This is a genomic window from Micromonospora matsumotoense (assembly GCF_900091525.1).
In the GTDB taxonomy this organism is placed as follows: Bacteria; Actinomycetota; Actinomycetes; order Mycobacteriales; family Micromonosporaceae; genus Micromonospora; species Micromonospora matsumotoensis.
Map to the genome: position 1 here is coordinate 14,357 of NZ_FMCU01000038.1, position 16,742 is coordinate 31,098.

Consider the following 16,742-nt stretch of genomic DNA (forward strand, 5'->3'; position numbering starts at 1 on the left):
TTCGGCCCCCGAAGCCACCAGCGAACTGCGCGGGCAGCGACCGTCGCCACTCAGGGAATCGCGCCCGCGAGGTCCCTCAGCCGTGCTGCGGCCGGGATGGGTCTCGGTGGCGGCGAGCCAGAGGTTCTGGATGGCCAGGCAGACCGAGTAGAGGCCGGCGTCGGCGATCGCGTGCCGCCCGAGCACGGCCGGGCCCCGCGCTCCGGGTCGTACGTGACGACGACCGACAGCGTCGACTCCCGCACTCCGTCGATCTTGATACGCGCGAACCGTTCGGCCGCCGCGCCGTCCAGGGTGGCGGCGAACGTGGCCCGCTCGGCCTGCACGTGCCGATGGAACCGGCGCCGGACGGCGGGGTCCCGGGCCAGGACGAAGTCCCACGGCTGCGAGTAGCCGACGCTGGGCGCGGCGTGCGCGGCGTCGAGGATCCGGTGCAGGGTGTCGGCCGGCACCGGCCCCCCCGGTGAACTGGGCCCGGACGTCCCGGCGGCGGTGGATGCCGTCGTAGAGTTCCACAGGCAGGCTGCGCAGGTCGGCGACGCCTACCAGTCCATGCTCGCCTTGGCGCTGGCGCGCATGGACGAGGGCGCAGAGTCGGCACCGGCCAGGCGCCCGGCACCGACCCGGTCGATGCCCGGAGCGTCGGTGTGGTCGCCGTGCGTGCCGAGTCGGTCCGCCGCACCGGGCGAGGTCAGCGCCGGCCTGGTCGCGATGGTCTGGCCCATCCCACGGTTGTCGATGGTGACCATCGCGACGCGGCCGTCGAGGTGAGAAGGCGCCCAGGACCGTCGCTACAGGCCCAGGCTGCGCAGGGTCGGCACGGTCCGACCCACCCAGGCGAGATCGGCATCTTCGCGGGCACCCTGGGTGCGTTGTGTGCCGGCCAGGAACCACAGGAAGTAGGTCGTGCAACCGGGCGCGCTGACCACGGTGTGGTAGCCCTCGGGCATCATCTGCATCACGTGCTCGCGGATGGTGACGTTCTCCTCGTACCCGTCGTCGGTGTAGACCCGGCTGATACCGAACCCGTCCGCCGGGTTGACACGGTAGTAGTACATCTCCTCGTGTGCGGCCTCGGCGGGCAGGTCGTCGACCCGGTGCCGGTGTGGCGGGTAGGTGCTCCAGTTGCCCGAGGGCGTGTAGGTCTCACCGACGATGAGCCGGCGGGCGGGCAGGTCCGGTTGGGCGATCTCGGTGAGGATCTGGTGGTAGTTGCGGCCGAAGTTGGCTGCCCCCCAGCGGCCGGTCGCGACCTGCTCCGGCACGATGACATAGGGGTCGGTGGCCAGATCGCTGGGGGCGCTGGGGAGGGCGACCTCCACGTCGGTGACGGCCTCGACGGTGATCGAGGAACCGGCCGGGAGGTAGACCGAGTGCGGTTTGCCGGAGAACACGTCCGGGCGCTGGCCGACCTGCGGGAAGTGGTGGCCGGCGACGGTGAAGCTGGCGGTGCCACCGAGGATGACGGCCAGGATCTCCCGGTCACCGGACTCGCCGGTCCAGGACTCGCCAGCCGACAGCCGCAGCAGGGTGAAGTCCAACAGCCGACAGGGATTGAAGGGCAGCGTGTTCCGGCCGACGGCGGCGGGAATGGCGCAGTGGTAGCGGTAGTCCATGGTCACCTTTCGTGGGATGCAGGGCAGTGCGGGTCGGTCGCGGTGATCACCAGGGGCTGGTCCAGCCCGGGATGGTGGCGCGGGTGAGGGCTTCCAGGTAGAAGTAGTCGCCCCACAGGGTTCCCTCGTCGACGCCGACACCCTTGGGTTTGTCGTAGACACCGTGCAGGATCAGCGCGTTCGAGACCGGCTGGCCACCGGTGGAGTAGTGGTCGATGAGCGAACGCAGGATCTCGGCGGCGGCGGTGCGGTACCGGCCGGCGCTGGCCGTGTCGGTGAGGTTGTCCGCGAGTTCGTGCAGGCCACAGACGGCGATGGCCGCGGCGGAACTGTCCCGTTCCTGGCCGCTGCCGTCGCCGAACTCCAGGTCCCAGTACGCGACGCGGTCGGCGGGCAGGTGGGCGAGGAAACGGTCGGCGCAGGCACTCGCGGCGACGAGCAGCGCGGGATCGCCGATGTGCCGGTGGTTGAGGCTGAACCCGTAGATGCCCCAGGCCTGCCCGCGGGCCCAGCAGGAGTTGTCGGCGTGGCCCTGTTCGGTTTCGCCGCGCAGCGGCACACCGCTGTCCGGATCCCAGTAGAAGGTGTGGAAGGTGGTGCTGTCCGGGCGCAGGATGTGCTGGCGCAGTTGGGCGGTGTGCCGGCGGGCCGCGGCGGCGTAGCGGTCGTCGCCGGTGGTGTGGCTGGCCCAGAAGAGCAGCGGCGTGTTCATGAGGCTGTCGATGATGGTGCGGCCGCGTTGGCGCGGATCGTCGAGGTCGCCCCAGGCCTGGATGATTCCGGCGGGTTCGAGCACGCGCGTCATCAGGTGGTCGGCGGCGGCGAGCGCCGCGCCCCGGGCCTGCGGGTCACCGGTACGGCGGGCCGGGTTGACGCAGGCGAGGGTGTAGAGGAACCCGAGGTCGTGGGTGTCGAGGTCGATGCCGTGGTTCACTCGCGACGCGAAACTGTCCACGTGGGACAGGGCGGCCCGCAGGTGACGGTCGTCACCGGTCAGGTCGTGCGCCAACCAGAGCATGCCGGGCCAGAAGCTGGTGGTCCAGCCGACGTTGGCACCCTCCGGTTGGCCGACGCCCGGTGGTCGGAGCGGGTAGCGGTTGGCGTCGGTGGTGTCCGCGGGGTACCGGTCGCCGAAGGTGGCGATGTTCGCCTCGACGGTGCGTATCGCGGCGGCCACCGCAGCCGCCACGGCCGCTGCGTCGGAGTGGGGACGGACGTTGGTTGCCGTCATGGATGCTGTTCTCCCTCGTGGGTCCGGTCCGGTGCCGGGCAGGTGTGTCATCGACGTCCCCGCTCGGTGGCCGGAACGTGGTGGTCAGGTGCGCTGGGCTGCGGCCGTCGGTGGGTCGAGGACGGCCCGCAGGGTAAAGCGGCTGTTGGCCCAGACGACGTAGAGCAGCGGCGCGGCGGCGAGGCCGAGGGCGAGCGCGGGGCGGGCCGCCAGGAGCTGGACGAGCAGCGCGAGCACGAGCAGAGACGCGACGGTGAGGTACCACCGGCGCACCGCCAGAAATCCGCAGGCACGGGCCACGTCGCGCAGCGGCGCGGTGGGTCGCTCGGCGACGGTCACCAACCCGAGCAGCGTGGTCGCCACGGTGAGGACGATCAGGGTCGCCAGTACCGGCAGGGCGAGTGCCCCGACCCGGTGGCCCCACGCGGCGCGGGCGTCGACGGCGAGCACGACCAGGGCCGCCATGGCTGCCGCCGTCCAGAGCATCGCCGGCCGGGCGGTGGCCCGCCAGGCGCGACCGTAGGTGCGCAGCACGCCGCCGGAGTCGCCCGTGGAGTAGGCGGACATGACCGCGAAGGCCGCACAGAGTCCGGGCGCGCAGAGCGGGGCGGTCAGCGCGTAGAGCGGCCAGGAGCGCGCCGCGTCGGTGGTGAACGCCAGGGTCACCAGAGGCAGGCAACCGAGCACCAGCAGCAGGTTGGTGACGAGCGCTACGTGGATCCCGTCGAAGACGGCGGCGATGGTGTGATGGCGCGATCGCATCGGCCTCACCCCTTCAGTCCGGTCGTGGCGATGCCCTCGATGAAGTGGCGTTGGCCGAGCAGGAAGATGACCGCGACGGGCAGCACGGACAGCACGGAGCCGGTCATGATCAGCGCGTACTCGGCGTTGTACTGGGAGATGAAGGTGTTCAACCCCAACTGGACGGTGCGCAGTTCCGGGCTGCGCAGGTAGATCAGCGGGCCGAGGTAGTCGTTCCAGGTGGTCACGAACGTCAGCAGGGCCAGGCTGGCGAGCGCCGGCCGGGACAACGGCAGCATGATCCGTCGGTAGATGCCGAACTCGCTGAGCCCGTCGACCCGCGCCGACTCGCTGAGTTCCTCGGGGACCGTCTCGTAGAACTGCTTCATCAGGAACACGCCGAACGCGCCGAACGCCTGTAGCGCGACGATCGACCACAGCGTGTTCGACAGCTGCAGCTTCGACATGAGGATGAACTGCGGGATCATGTACGACTGCCAGGGCACCGCGATCGTCCCGACGTACGCCAGGAAGAGCATGTTGCGGCCGGGGAAGCGGACCCGGGCGAAGCCGTAGGCGGCGAAGCTGCCGGTGAGGACCTGGAGGAAGGTGACGACCACCGACAGCAGCAGGGTGTTGCGCAGCCACGTCGTCATGTCCGAGCGCTGCCAGATGTCGAGGTAGTTCCGCCACACCACGGGATCGGGCAGCCAGGTGATCGGGATGGTGAAGACGTCGTTGTTGGTCTTCAACGACGCCACCACCATCCAGTAGAACGGCAGCAGCAGCCCGACCGCCGCGAGCACGAGGGCGGCGTACCCGAGGAGCCGCCAACCCCGGAACCCGCCACGCCGGGTGGGTTTCCCGGGATCGCCGGGCGCGGCGACGGCCGGTGGGGGCATGGAGAGGTCGGTCGCGGTCATCAGCTGTTCCCTCGCTTGTTGACCATGAACTGGATGACCGTGATGCCGAAGCAGATGGCGAACAGGACGATGGAGACCGCCGAGGCGTAGCCGAACTGGTTCTCCTCGAAGCCCTTCTGGTAGATGTACTGCGAGAGCACCAGGGTGGACTGGCCCGGCCCGCCGCCGGTCATCAGGAGGATGAGGTCGAAGACCTTGAAACTCTCGATGGTGAGCAGCACGGTGACGAAGAAGGTGGTGTGCCGCAGGCCGGGGATGGTCACGTGCACGAACCGCTGCCACGCCGAGGCGCCGTCGGTCTGGGCGGCCTCGTAGAGCTGGGCCGGGATGGTCTGCAGGCCGGCCAGGAACAGCAGCATGTAGTAGCCCATGTAGCGCCAGGTGCCGACGATGATGACCGCCGGCATCGACCAGGTCGACGACGTGGTCCAGCCCGGCGGGTCGTCCACCCCCACGGCGCGCAGGAGCGCGTTGATCGGCCCGTACTCCGGACTGAACAGTTGGTTCCACACGATCGCGATCGCCACGATCGAGGTGACGTAGGGGAAGAAGGCGACGGTACGGAAGAACCGCACGCCGCGCAGTTTGCGGTTGAGCAGCAGCGCCAGCCCGAGTGCGGCCGCGAGGGTCAGCGGGATGTGGAAGGCCGTGTAGTAGACGGTGTTGCGCAGCGCGGTCCAGAAGCTCGCGTCACCCCACATCCGTTGGAAGTTGGCGGTGCCGGTCCACTCGGCCACCCCGAAGACGTTCCAGCTGGTGAAGGCCACGTAGAACAGCACCGCGACGGGTAGCAGGGTGAGCACGGCGAAGCCGATGAAGTTGGGCAGGATGAACGACCAACCGGCGACCGTGTTGCGCCACACCAGACGCCGGTTCCTGGGTCGCGTGCGCGGCAGTGTTGCCATAGGGAGTCTCCGGGGGTCGTTCGGCGTGGCGGCGGGTCCGGCAGGCGGCTCAGGCGCGCCGGGCCCGCCGTGAGCTCACTGGTTGAGGACCTCGTTCTTGGCGCGGGTCTGCGCCTCGGCCAGCGCCGCGTCGACGCCCTTGCTGTTGGACAGGATCGTCGAATGCGTCTCGTTGAGGAGATTCTGCAGACCGGCGGTGTGCTTCGACACCGGGTTCTCCGGCTTGATCGTGTGCTTGGTGTAGGCGAACTTCGACAGCTCGTCCTGCGGTACGCCGTCCAACCCGAACAGCGTCGCGGTGACCGCGTCGGTGACCTGGGCCGGGGTGATGCCGATCCCGGCCAGCGCCTTGCCGGCATCCGGGCCGGCCGCGTACTGGAGGAAGGCCTTGGCCGCGGCGGTCTTGGACTTGCTGATCTTCGGGTTGATCCCCAGGCCGGTCGGGTCACCGAAGGTGACCGGTGTGGCGGAGGTGCCGGTGGTGGACTTGTCGAACTGCGGCGCCGGGGCGATCCCCCACGGGAACTTGTCGGCGTCACCGCTCTTTTGCTGGTTGAGCAGCGTGGCCACGTACCAGGTGCCCATCGGCAGCAGCGCCGCCTGCTGCTTGCCGAACTGCGCCTGGTAGGTGAGTTTGTTGGTCTTCGCGGTGCCGAAGGTCGGCTGCGCGCCGGCCGCCTGCAGGTCCAGCGACCGCTCGTAGTACGGCTTCAGGTAGCCGAAGTCCCCGGAGAGCAGGTCCGCGCCGGGGGTCTGGGCGAGCGCGAATCCCTGCACCGTCGACTGGAAGGTGTGCTGGTAGGCACCGGTCGCCTTCGAGCCGACCCCCTTCAGCCCGGTGTGCAGCCGCTTCGTCGCGTCGGTGTAGTCGTCCCAGGTCCAGCTGCCGTCCGGCGGCGTCACCTTCGCCTTCGCGAACAGGTCCTTGTTGTAGAACAGCACCCACGAGTCCTGCCGGTACGGCACCGCGTACGCCTTGCCGTCCACCTGGTACGACGCGAGCGCTGGGACAGAGCCGAGGCCGGAGGTGACGTCGGAGACGTCGAGCAGCTGACCACCGCTCTGGTACGTGTAGAAGTTCCTGAGGTTCTTCATCACGTAGACGTCCGGAGCGGTGCCGGCGGCCAGGTCGGTGATCATCTGGGTGTCGTAGTCGTTGCCGGGGGCGTACTCCTTGAGCTCCACCGTCACGTTCGGGTGGGTCGCCTTGAAGCCGTCGGCGAGCGTCTTGAACTCGGGCGTGGACGCCAGGCTCCAGCCGGCCAGGGTGATCGTCACGGGGGCGTTGGGGTCGACTGGCTCGTCTCCGCCGCCACAACCGGCGAGCACAAGCGTCAGGGCCGCCGCGGCGCTGATGACGGCAGGTATCGCGCGCTTCATCCCTTTCTCCTTCAGGTCAGGGGCCCAGACGGGCCCGTACTGCTACCAGGCCGGGTGGGCCCGGCATGCTCGGTGTCCAGCCGGGTCGACGTGCTGATCCCGTCGGGCCAGTCGACTGCCAGGTGGAGGCCGTCGGCGTCCTCGTCGGCCACGACCCGGCATGCCTGCCCGGCCGTGGCTGCCGGCACCGTGGACAGCTCGATGAGGGCGACGACCCATGCGCCCGGCCGGACGGGGTGGTCCAGCCAGGGCACGACCAGGTCGCCGGCCAGCGGCCCGCCGTGCGCAACAGTGGCGGCGCCGGCCGTTGCGCCGCCGTGGACGCTTTCCAGCCTGCTGGTCAGGCCGGCCCCGCTCACGGCCACCGCCCGGTCGCCCAGGGTCGCCGTCGCGTCCCCGGCGACGGCCCAGCCGCCGATCCGTAGCCGCAGCGCAGCCGCCTCGACACCATCGGCGAGGTCGTCGACGCGGGTCAGCCGGAGTTCCCAGGGGCCGCGGACCAGCGAGTACACCGTGAGGTGCCCGGCCGGTCGGGACCGGCCCAGCCGGCCGCCGCCGTGATCGTGCTGGCCGGGTTCCGGGTCGACCCAGTGGACGAGGGCACGCGATCCGGCCACCCCCACGCCGTCGGCGTCGACGTGCACGGTCAACAGGCGCATGCCGGCGCGGTGGGTGACCCGACCCGCGTCGTCGACGAGGGTGACGGACTGGTCGAGCGGACTGACCCAGCCGCTGTCGTCGAGGACGGGGCTGGTGGCGGTGGAGTAGCCCAGCCGGGCGTAGAGCGGGGAATCTGCGACGGTGGCGCCCTCGACGGCGTGGTCGGTGCCGTGGTTGACGACGCGGACGATCCCGTCGGCCCGGGTGCCGGAGACCAGCCAGCCCGGCGCGGATATCGCTCGCACCGTGTCCCGCTCCTCGACCGGGAGCGGCTCTTCGGGGGTCGTCCAGACCGGATGGTCGGCGGGCAGCGCGATGCCGAGCAGACCCTTGCTGGCCCAGTACGGCGATCCCGGCCCGGAGTACGACTGCGCCAGTCGCGGCCACGGCCCGTGCCAGCCGAGGGTGAGCAGGCCGCGTTCGTCCGGGGCGCCGTTGGCGACGAAGTGGCGCACGATGCGGGTGGCCGCGCGGCGCAACTGGCCGAGGCTGACCGAGGGCACGCCGGCGATCGCCCCGACCCAGAACGGCGCCGCCGCGGCGAAACGGTAGATCAGACTCCGTCCCTGGATCAACGGTGATCCGTCGGCGCCCACGAGCGCGACCGCGTCACCCAGGAAGCGGTCGAGGCCGGCCAGGTCCTGTTCGCGGCGCGGCTCGGCCAGGTCCGCGGCGCCGACCATCCGCGCCCACAGCGTCGGGTACAGGTGCAGGGCCCAACCCACGTAGTGGTCGTAGGCGCGGTGTGGCCCGTCGGACATCCAGCCGTCCTCGCGGGCGAAACTGTCGTGCGTACGCAGGTCCTCGGCCATCTCGTCGAGCGAGTGCGGCCCGCCGACCGAGCGCAGGAACGTCTGTACGACCAGCCGGAACCAGATCCAGTTGATCCGGGGGTACGTGTCGTCGCCGACCGCGGGGCGCAGATAGTCCACCACCCGCTCCCGCACCGCGGACGGCAACCGGTCCCAGATCCATGGGCGGGTCAGGTCCAGGACCAGCGCGATGGAGGCGGCCTCCACCTTCGCCTGGGGGTGCTCGTCCAGGCGCACCCAGCGGTCCGGGGAGCTCGGGTCGGTCCCGGCGGCGATGCCGGTCGCGTACCGGTCCACGAGCTCGTCCACGCCCACTCCCCGGGCGCCCGCGATGCGGAAGCCGGCCAGCAGGAAGGTACGGGCGAACCCCTCCAGGCCGTCGACGGCCCGCCCGTAACCGCCCTCCGGCCCGGGAAAGGTGACGAGGGCGTGGCCGGGCGACGCGAACGGCCGGGTGGCGGCGAGCAGCCGGTCGGCGAGGGCCAGCCAGTCGTCCCGCTCCCAGGTCGCGGCGGCAGGGACAGCCGGGTTCTTCCCCGGTGCCGGCCGGCCGGCCGTCCCGAACGTCATCCGAGGTCCTGTCGCATCGAGCCGTCTCCGTGACATGTCGCGAGCGGGGCGTTGCCCATGAATGTGACGTACAGACATCCGCCGGGTTTCCGAAGTAAAACGCTCACATCAGAGCAAGTCAATGCCGTTCTCACACCGATGTGGACATAGTCGATCGGGAGAGCACACGACACCGCCTGGATGCGCCAAGTGATCTGATACGATCACAATCGTTCACATCCGCTCCACCGTCCGAGGGGTCATGACCGCCGCAGGCCGCTTCGCAGACCCGCTGGCTGCGGCGTGGCCCGGTCACCGGACGGAACCACCGGCACAACTGCCCGCGTCGCCGGACGGCACCCGGGACCCCGGCCCGGGCCAGACGACCTCGCCGCCCCACGTCCAGCTGCTCGTCGCCGGTCAGACACGGCTCGGCCACGTCCGCGCCGGGGCCGCCGCGCTGGGCGGCGTCGGCCGGCTCGACCTCGGCCGGCAGCCGGGTTCGGCACCGTGCGCCGCGACTCCCCGACGGAGCACGGCTCCTCTGCTCTCCGACGGATGGGGAGAACAGCTGATCCGGCTCGCGACCGATGTCACCGCGTTCGACCCGGCCGGCGAACCCGTCCGTACCCCACAAGAGCGCTCGCCGCACCACGCGGCCCCCGGAGGTCGCCCATGACCAAGGACAGTCCCGTCGCCGCCACGGCGGAGGGCTCCCGAGGACCGCTTCAGGTCGCCCGCCGCCAGCAACTGTTGGCAGCCCTGCAACGGGACGGCGCGATGCGCATCTCCGACCTGTCCCACGCGCTGGGCGCCGCGCCGGTCACCATCCGGCGCGACATCGCGGAACTGGCCACCGAGGGTTTGGTGCGCCGCGTCCACGGTGGGGTCGCCCTGATCCTGCCCGACGATGCCCCGGCGGCAGACGAGGCACCTGTCACCGGCCTGGACCCGCTGGTCGGGCGCGCCCTCGGCATGCTCGTGCCCTCGTTGGACTACTACTGGCCGGACGTGGCTCGCGGCGTCGAGAGTGCCGCCCGCGAGCTCGACATGCGCGTGGTGCTGCGCGGCTCCTCCTACGACACCGACGACGACCAGCCGCAACTGGTCCGCCTCGTGGAACGGATGGGCGTCGACGCGCTCATCATCGCGCCGAGCATGGACGCGCCGAACGCCGAGCGCACCGTCGAGTGGCTCGACCGGGTCGGCGTCCCGGTCGTCCTGCTGGAACGCACCGCCACGGTGGGCAGCCACCACGCGGTCATGGAGTCGGTGGTCACCGACCACGCGCTCGGTGCGGCCATGGCGGTACGCCACCTCACCTCGCTCGGACACCGCAAGGTCGGCCTGGTGCTCGACGCCAACAGCCCCACCAGCCAGCACGTACGACGCGGCTGGCTCGACGCCACGACCGGGTGCGGCCTCGACCCGGACGCGACGGTGGTGGCCGTGGTGCCCGACGCGCGGTCACCGGAGCGGGACACCGTACTCAACGACGTCCTCGACCGGTGCCGGGCGACCGGGACGACGTCGCTGCTGGTGCACGCCGACGCCGAGGCCATCGCGCTGGTACAGCACTGCGAGGAGCGGCACCTCTCCGTTCCCGGCGACCTCTCCATCGTGGCGTACGACGACGAGGTCGCCGGGCTCTTCAGCCCCCCGCTGACCGCGGTCCGACCGCCGCGACGCTCGATCGGACGGGCCGCCGTGCGTCTCGTCGCCGACCGGCTCGTCGACCCCGACCGCCCCACCCACCGGATCGTCATCAGCCCGTCACTACGGATCCGGGGATCGACCGCGCCGCCACCCGGGTAGACCACCGCCGACGGCTGCGGAGTTCACCAGCGGACCAGCCTGCGCGCAGGCGTACCAGTTCGCCACCGACCAGCCCCACTGGCACTCGGAGACCGTTCTCGCCGGCCACACCGTGCTGCTGCCCGAGCACGACACACTGGTCGACCGGTGCCCCACGGGAGCCCGGCAGGTGTCCCAGGTGCGCCCGCCCCACTTGGCCCCAGGGCCCGCCCGCCGGCCGGCGGGCCGACCGGGCCGTGGTCGCACCGAGGGCACCGGGGCCGCCGACCTGCACGGGTAGCGCAGGCTGTACCGCAGGACGGCGGCTGGCGGGATCGCCCCCGCCCGGCGGTTGCCGAAACATGGTCGGTGTCCAGCGTCACCGACATCGAGGAGCCGTCATGCCCCGGACAGTGCGCCGTTCCACCAGCAGCCGTCGGACCGTGCGGGGGGTGGCCGGCGTGCTGGCCGCCGTCGTCGCCGGCACGGCCCTTACCGGCCCTTCCGCGTTCGCCGGCACCGGGACCGGCGGGCACGCCGGCCCGAAGGACGCCGTCCAGCGGCAACTGGACCGCCTGGTCGGCGAGGGCGGCTTCCCCGGCGCGCTCGCCTCCGTGCGGGGGGCCGACGGGCGGGTCCGCGACTACACCGCCGGGACCGGCGATCTCCGGACGCACCGCCCGGTGCCCCGCGACGGCCAGGTCCGCATCGGCAGCAACACCAAGACCTTCACCGCCGTGGTCGTCCTGCAACTGGTGGGTGAGGGCCGCATCGACCTGGACGCCCCGGTCGAGCGCTACCTGCCAGGCGTCGTGCGCGGCCACGGCAACGACGGTCGCAAGATCACCGTACGCCACCTGCTCCAGCAGACCAGCGGCCTGCCCGACTACGACGACGTGCTGTTCACCAGGGCCGAGGACCTGGTCGACAAGAGCCACTCGTACCACGAGCCGCGCCGGCTGGTGGACGCCGCGCTCACGGGCGCCCCGCACTTCGCCCCCGGCACCACGTGGGAGTACAGCAACACCAACTACGTCCTCGCCGGGCTCATCGTCGAACGGGTCACCGAACGCCCGATCGGCGAGGAGATCACCAACCGCGTCATCACGCCGCTCGGCCTGCGCCACACCTACTGGCCGGAGGTCGGGGAACAGCGCCTGCGGGGCATCCACCCGCATGGCTACGTGGCGGTGGCTCCGGGCGCCCCGTGGGTGGACGTCACCGACATGGACCCGTCCCTGGGCTGGGCCGCCGGGCAACTGGTGTCCACCCCGGACGAGCTGCGCACCTTCTTCGAGGCGCTCCTCGCCGGCAAGCTGCTCCGGCCCGCGCAGCAGGCGGCCATGACCAAGACCGTGCCCGCCCCCGGCTTCGAGCCGGCCGGGGGCTTCGAGTACGGGCTGGGCGTCGCCCGCCACGAGCTGCCCTGCGGCGGCTACGCCTGGGGCCACGGCGGCGACATCCAGGGCTTCGAGACCCGCAACCTGGTCACCCGGGACGGCCGGGCCGCCGTCGTGGCCGTGACCGGCCTGCCGACCTCCGAGCAGATGCTCACGAAGGTGAACGGGAGCGTCGACGCGGCGCTGTGCGACACCGACCGCTGAGGCGGCCCCGACCGCAGTGTCGCGGCTCCTGGAACACTCGGGGCCGCGCCGGGCGGCAGTGGGGCGAAGGTCCTCGGGCACCCGGGGCCAGGGCCGGGCCGCGTGCGGGTGACGGCGGCGGCGCCCACCTCAGCGCCCGGGGCGTCGCCCGGTCGTCCCGGCCGGCCCCGTGGCCCGGTGACCGACGCGCGGCACCTGGACCACGGACGAGCTGCCCGCCCCTGGGCGGAGATCCCCGCGCCGCGCCGGCGACCAGCTCGTCGGGGTCACGACCGAGCCCTCGCCTACGCGGGCGGTGCGGTCGGTGCCGAGGCCCTGGTAGCCGGCGTCGGCGAGGATCTGCACGTCTGCTCCGATCCGGCGACGGCAGGTCCGCGCGGCGAACCGGTCATGGTGCTGTGCCCGCCGTCGCGGCGCCACCTCGGTGGCCAGGTGGTCAATCACGGAACGGGGCAGGCCCGTCAACCGCGGTGACACGCGCTCATCGTCGTGCCACCGCACATGCACCAGGTCGTCAGATTCGTTGAAGTTGGAATCGCTGGTTGGCACCGGTGCCGGGTGTCCACTGGGAGATGCGGGCACCGTCGGCGGTCGAAGCCTGCCACACGTCCATTGCCAGGCCGCTTTGCCGGTTGATGAGTCTGACCACCCCGCCGCCCTGGTCGTCGACCCGCCATTGCTGGCTGGCGGCGTTGGATGCACCGGGTTGCTGGGTGATGTCGGCGCCGGTGCTGTTGTTGGCGGCCTGCAGGAACAGGCCGCTGTGCCGCGCCCTGATCCGGAAGTGGCCCCCGTCCGCCGACACGAACTCGAACTGCTGGTTCTGTCCGCTGGAGCTCTGCCACTGGATCAGCAACCCGCCGGCGGCGGTGGACGCACCGTTGATGTCGGCGGCCTTGCCGCTGTGCTGGGCCACGAGCCGGTAGTACGCACCAGCCTCGACCGGCCCCGAGCTGACCCCGGATGCGCGGTAGGTGTGGCCGGCCTGCCCGGTGAACTCCACGAGATCGGCCTCGATCCGTGTCGGCTGGACGGCACTGCCGCTCGTCTCGTCGCGCAGTTCGAAGGTGCCGGCGAAGATCCGGTTGCGAACGCGGACGGGTCCGGCGCGGTCGGGAGTGACCACGAGCTCGATTCGGCTGCTGCTCCAAGCGGCGCCGACGGTGTATCCGCCGCGGCCGCGGAGCCCGGTGACCTGCCCGGTTGGCCAGGCGGATGGTAGTGCGGGCAGGAGGTGTAGTTCGCCGGCGTGGCTGTGGAGCAGCATTTCGGCGATGCCGGAGGTGGCACCGAAGTTGCCGTCGATCTGGAAGGGCGGGTGCAGGTCGAACATGTTCGGCGCGAGCCGGTCGGTGCGTACCAGGTCGCGGAGGAGCTTGTGAGAGCGGGTGGCGTCTTCGAGTCGCGCCCAATAGTTGATCTTCCAGGCGAGTGACCAGCCGGTGCCGTCGTCGCCGCGCAGTTCCAGGGTCTGTCGTGCCGCCTGGTGCAGTTGTGGTGTGCCGCGTTTGGTGATCTGGTTGCTGGGGTGCAGCCCGTACAGGTGGGAGACGTGCCGGTGGGTCCGTTCGGTCTCCACCCAGTCGGCGAGCCATTCCTGGATGTTGCCGCGGGACCCGACACGCGTCGGCGGCAGCCGGTCCCGGGCAGTCAATACCTGGGCGCGGTAGTTGGCATCCACATTGAGGACTTCGGCGGCCCGTGCGACGCCATTGAACAGGTCACGCAGGATCTGGTTGTCCATCGTCGGCCCCGCGCAGACGCTGGCGTTCGTGTGGTGACGCAGCTCGGGCGAGTTTGACGGATTGGTGACGAGGTAGCCGAGCGTCGGGTGGCTGACCAGCGTGTCGAGGAAGAACTGGGCAGCGCCCTTCATGGCCGGGTAGTTGGCGCGCAGGAACTCGACGTCTCCGGTGAACTGGTAGTGGTCCCAGATCATGGTGGCCAGCCAGGCGCCGCCGGTTTGCCACATTCCCCACAGGGCTTCGTCGACCACCGACGAGCCGCGCCACGCGTCGGTGTTGTGGTGGGTGACCCAACCCCCCGCGCCGTACTGCACCTGAGCAGTGCGGGCGCCGGTCACCGTCAGATCTTTGATCATGTCGAAGACCGGCAGGTAACACTCGGCCAGGTTGGTGGTGTCGGCCGGCCAGTAGTTCATCGGCAGATTCGCGTTGATGGTGAACTTCGAATCCCAGGAGGGAGCCATCTGATCATTCCAGATCCCCTGCAGGTTCGCCGGCTGGCTGCCCGGCCGTGAGGAGGAGATCAGCAGGTAGCGACCGTACTGGAACAGCAGCGCGGAGAATTGCGGATCGTTGACGCTCGCGTGCTGCGCGATCCGCACGTCGGTGGTTTGGTCGGCCGCCGTCGTGCGTCCCAGATCGATCGACACCCGGTTGAACAGCGCCTGGTAGTCGGCCACATGCCGCCCGCGCAACTGGTCGAAGCCGACGGTGCGGGCCGCGTCGAGGTGCCGCCGCGCGATGCCCTGGTAGTCGCCGTTGACGGTCCGGTAGTTGACGTAACTGGAACCGATCGACACCAACAGGGTGACGCTTGTCGCGCCGGAGACCCGCAGCGTGCCACCGGAGCTGCTGACCGTGCCACCGCTCACGGCGGCATTGGCCAGGGCAAGGAACCGCACCTGGCCGTTGATGCCCTCCATGTTGCCGGAGACACCGTCGAGGCCGATCGTGGCGGCGTCCGGGCTGGACACGGTCGTCCGTTGCGGGCTGCTGAACGTGGCGGTGAACGTGATCGCGTTCGCCCGGTCGGCGGTCAGCCGGATCACGATCACCTGGTCCGGTGCGCTGGCGAACACCTCACGCTGAAACCGCACCCCGTTGAGCAGGTAGCTGGTGGTAGTGGTGGCCGTGGTCAGATCGAGGGTCCGCTGGTACTGCGACGCCCCGCTGGCACTGCCAAGAGCGAGCCGCAGGTCGCCGACCGGCTGGTAGGCCAACTGCCCGACCGGACTGCCCAGCATGGTCTGGTTGATCAGATCCTGCGCCTGCGTCCACTGATCAGCGAAAACCCGCCGCCGAATCTCCGCCAGGTTGGCCGCACCGCGGGTGTTGGCCGAGTCGTACGGGCCGCCGGCCCACACGGTGTCCTCGTTGAGTTGCAGCCGCTCGGTGTCGACATTCCCGAACACCATCGCGCCCAACCGGCCGTTGCCGATCGGCAGAGCCCGTAACCAATCCGTACCCGCCGGCTCGTCGTACCACAACGCCATGTCGTTGGCTGCCAGCACGTGTGGCGGTGCGACCGACTCGGCCCGCGCGGCTGCGGTCCAACCCGCCGGCAGCAGCACGGCCCCAGCCCCGGCCGCCCCGGCTCCGAGGAGTTTCCTTCGTGTCACTTCAGACATCTTGTCTCCTTCATGCAGCCGAGCGACGCGGCGGCGGCCCCAGCCGCCCGGTCGTGACGATCGCAAGGCAGGAGAAGCGGAACGTTGACGAGGACATCGCCTGAGTCGTTCGAGGGCGGCGCGGCGTCCAACATTCATCAGACGTCACATGTTAACCCCGAAAATCGAAGATGGTCAACATGTTGCCACGGGGCCGCGTGCCATGCTGGCGCCCCGACCGTCTCGGGCCCATAAACCCAGCCCACACCGGCCGCGCTGTCGTCCTGCAGAGTCGGCGCGCGAGCGGCGACCGCGTGGCGGGTACCTCCCCAAAGATCAGACGTTGCATCTGCTGAGAATGTCATCCGGGCAGGTCAGGCCGCATGTTCGTACTCATGCAGGTGGCCGCCGAGAGGCGGTCACGACGACGGTTGCTCAGGCGGTCGAGCCTGTGCGGTTCGGGTAGCGGTGCGTGGTCGGACGTTGGCGATCCTGATGCGGGCGGTGCTCGTCGTGGACGAGGGCTTCCGACATGGGCGTCTCCGAGAGCGGCGATCGCCGGCACGGTGGTCTGTCCAGCTCTTCCGCGCTCGTCCGGCAACGCCCCGGGCCTGGCGCACGTACGGGTAGCGAGCGGATCAGGCTGGCGTCTGTCCGGAGCGGTAGCTCGTGTCCCACCGTGCTTGGATCGCGGCCGACTCGGGCGCACAAACCGTGCCCCCGAGTCGGCGCGACGATCGGCAGTCCGTTACCGGCGGCCGAACGTGACCCTCACCTCTGCCACTGGTCAGGCGGGTGCGAACTGCCACTGTTGGTTGGTGCCGCCGTTGGCGGTCCACTGCACGACCTGCGCTCCGTCGCTGGTCGAGGCGCCGGAGACGTCGGCTGCCAGTCCGCTGCTGCGGCTGACGATGGTGTAGTAGCCGTCACCGGTGGGGCGCAGGTACCACATCTGGTTGGTGCCGCCGTTGGCCGACCACTGCTGTAGTTGCAGGCCCTGGGTGGTGCTGCCGGCGTTGACGTCGAGCATCTTTCCGGAGGCGGTGTAGCGCAGGGTGTAGGCGTCCTGGGTGGTGCTGATCGTCCAGGTGGGGGTGCCGCTCTGCTGGACGGTCTTGGCGCCGTCGGCGGTGGAGTTGCCGGCGATGGCGAGGGGTTTGCCGCTGTTGCGGTTG

13 protein-coding genes and 1 pseudogene are annotated in these 16,742 nt (G+C 70.6%); 2 read left to right on the forward strand and 12 right to left on the reverse strand.

The window, feature by feature from the left end; genetic code table 11:
• Window positions 1–105: 105 nt before the first annotated feature.
• The 9 genes and pseudogenes from GA0070216_RS33065 to GA0070216_RS33105 all read right to left on the reverse strand — a co-directional run.
• Window positions 106–516, reverse strand: a pseudogene (locus GA0070216_RS33065) (nitroreductase family protein); the annotation flags it as partial.
• Window positions 517–542: 26 nt separating this feature from the next.
• On the reverse strand, window positions 543–725 hold the full coding sequence (locus GA0070216_RS33070; RefSeq protein WP_141723290.1) for a hypothetical protein: 183 nt from the start codon (window positions 723–725) through the stop codon (window positions 543–545).
• A 66-nt stretch (window positions 726–791) separates the two neighbouring features.
• Complete coding sequence (gene iolB, locus GA0070216_RS33075; protein WP_091254724.1) at window positions 792–1,616, reverse strand: 5-deoxy-glucuronate isomerase; 825 nt, start codon at window positions 1,614–1,616, stop codon at window positions 792–794.
• A gap of 46 nt (window positions 1,617–1,662) precedes the next feature.
• The gene (locus GA0070216_RS33080) at window positions 1,663–2,847 is read right to left on the reverse strand and encodes a glycoside hydrolase family 88 protein (protein ID WP_091254727.1); all 1,185 of its coding nucleotides are present in this window, start codon (window positions 2,845–2,847) and stop codon (window positions 1,663–1,665) included.
• A gap of 84 nt (window positions 2,848–2,931) precedes the next feature.
• Window positions 2,932–3,609, reverse strand: coding sequence for a hypothetical protein (locus GA0070216_RS33085; protein ID WP_091254730.1), 678 nt, complete (start codon window positions 3,607–3,609; stop codon window positions 2,932–2,934).
• 5 nt (window positions 3,610–3,614) lie between these two features.
• A complete protein-coding gene (locus GA0070216_RS33090; RefSeq protein ID WP_091254734.1) occupies window positions 3,615–4,511 on the reverse strand; it encodes a carbohydrate ABC transporter permease in 897 nt (298 codons plus the stop codon).
• Window positions 4,511–5,374 (reverse strand): carbohydrate ABC transporter permease, encoded by an 864-nt coding sequence (locus GA0070216_RS33095; RefSeq protein WP_245722892.1) that lies wholly within the window; start codon window positions 5,372–5,374, stop codon window positions 4,511–4,513. Before GA0070216_RS33095 ends, GA0070216_RS33090 begins: the two co-directional genes overlap by 1 nt.
• Window positions 5,375–5,491: 117 nt before the next feature.
• Window positions 5,492–6,796 (reverse strand): ABC transporter substrate-binding protein, encoded by a 1,305-nt coding sequence (locus tag GA0070216_RS33100; protein WP_091254741.1) that lies wholly within the window; start codon window positions 6,794–6,796, stop codon window positions 5,492–5,494.
• A gap of 11 nt (window positions 6,797–6,807) precedes the next feature.
• Complete coding sequence (locus GA0070216_RS33105) at window positions 6,808–8,838, reverse strand: DUF2264 domain-containing protein (RefSeq protein ID WP_091254746.1); 2,031 nt, start codon at window positions 8,836–8,838, stop codon at window positions 6,808–6,810.
• A gap of 654 nt (window positions 8,839–9,492) precedes the next feature.
• On the opposite strand from GA0070216_RS33105, the gene GA0070216_RS33115 reads away from it, so the two are divergent.
• Both GA0070216_RS33115 and GA0070216_RS33120 read left to right on the forward strand, forming a co-directional pair.
• Window positions 9,493–10,632, forward strand: a complete 1,140-nt coding sequence (locus GA0070216_RS33115) for a substrate-binding domain-containing protein (RefSeq protein WP_091254753.1) — start codon at window positions 9,493–9,495, stop codon at window positions 10,630–10,632.
• 380 nt (window positions 10,633–11,012) lie between these two features.
• On the forward strand, window positions 11,013–12,215 hold the full coding sequence (locus tag GA0070216_RS33120) for a serine hydrolase domain-containing protein (protein ID WP_091254756.1): 1,203 nt from the start codon (window positions 11,013–11,015) through the stop codon (window positions 12,213–12,215).
• Window positions 12,216–12,344: 129 nt separating this feature from the next.
• Here GA0070216_RS33120 and GA0070216_RS33125 read toward each other — a convergent pair whose 3' ends face one another.
• The 3 genes from GA0070216_RS33125 to GA0070216_RS33135 form a co-directional block, all read right to left on the reverse strand.
• Entirely contained in the window at window positions 12,345–12,764 is a 420-nt protein-coding gene (locus GA0070216_RS33125) for a hypothetical protein (RefSeq protein WP_141723291.1), read from the reverse strand.
• Window positions 12,730–15,588, reverse strand: a complete 2,859-nt coding sequence (locus GA0070216_RS33130; RefSeq protein WP_091254763.1) for a glycosyl hydrolase family 95 catalytic domain-containing protein — start codon at window positions 15,586–15,588, stop codon at window positions 12,730–12,732. Before GA0070216_RS33130 ends, GA0070216_RS33125 begins: the two co-directional genes overlap by 35 nt.
• Window positions 15,589–16,354: 766 nt before the next feature.
• Window positions 16,355–16,742: RICIN domain-containing protein (locus tag GA0070216_RS33135; RefSeq protein ID WP_091254767.1), on the reverse strand; the 388-nt coding region annotated here is incomplete at its 5' end.

Excerpts from the sequence above, each read along its gene's own strand:
- GA0070216_RS33085 (WP_091254730.1), bottom strand. The coding sequence starts at position 3,609 with ATGCGATCGCGCCATCACACCATCGCCGCCGTCTTCGACGGGATCCAC.
- GA0070216_RS33070 (WP_141723290.1), bottom strand. The coding sequence starts at position 725 with ATGGGCCAGACCATCGCGACCAGGCCGGCGCTGACCTCGCCCGGTGCG.
- GA0070216_RS33105 (WP_091254746.1), bottom strand. The coding sequence starts at position 8,838 with ATGACGTTCGGGACGGCCGGCCGGCCGGCACCGGGGAAGAACCCGGCT.
- GA0070216_RS33130 (WP_091254763.1), bottom strand. The coding sequence starts at position 15,588 with ATGTCTGAAGTGACACGAAGGAAACTCCTCGGAGCCGGGGCGGCCGGG.
- GA0070216_RS33080 (WP_091254727.1), bottom strand. The coding sequence starts at position 2,847 with ATGACGGCAACCAACGTCCGTCCCCACTCCGACGCAGCGGCCGTGGCG.
- iolB (WP_091254724.1), bottom strand. The coding sequence starts at position 1,616 with ATGGACTACCGCTACCACTGCGCCATTCCCGCCGCCGTCGGCCGGAAC.
- GA0070216_RS33100 (WP_091254741.1), bottom strand. The coding sequence starts at position 6,796 with ATGAAGCGCGCGATACCTGCCGTCATCAGCGCCGCGGCGGCCCTGACG.
- GA0070216_RS33090 (WP_091254734.1), bottom strand. The coding sequence starts at position 4,511 with ATGACCGCGACCGACCTCTCCATGCCCCCACCGGCCGTCGCCGCGCCC.
- GA0070216_RS33115 (WP_091254753.1), top strand. The coding sequence starts at position 9,493 with ATGACCAAGGACAGTCCCGTCGCCGCCACGGCGGAGGGCTCCCGAGGA.
- GA0070216_RS33120 (WP_091254756.1), top strand. The coding sequence starts at position 11,013 with ATGCCCCGGACAGTGCGCCGTTCCACCAGCAGCCGTCGGACCGTGCGG.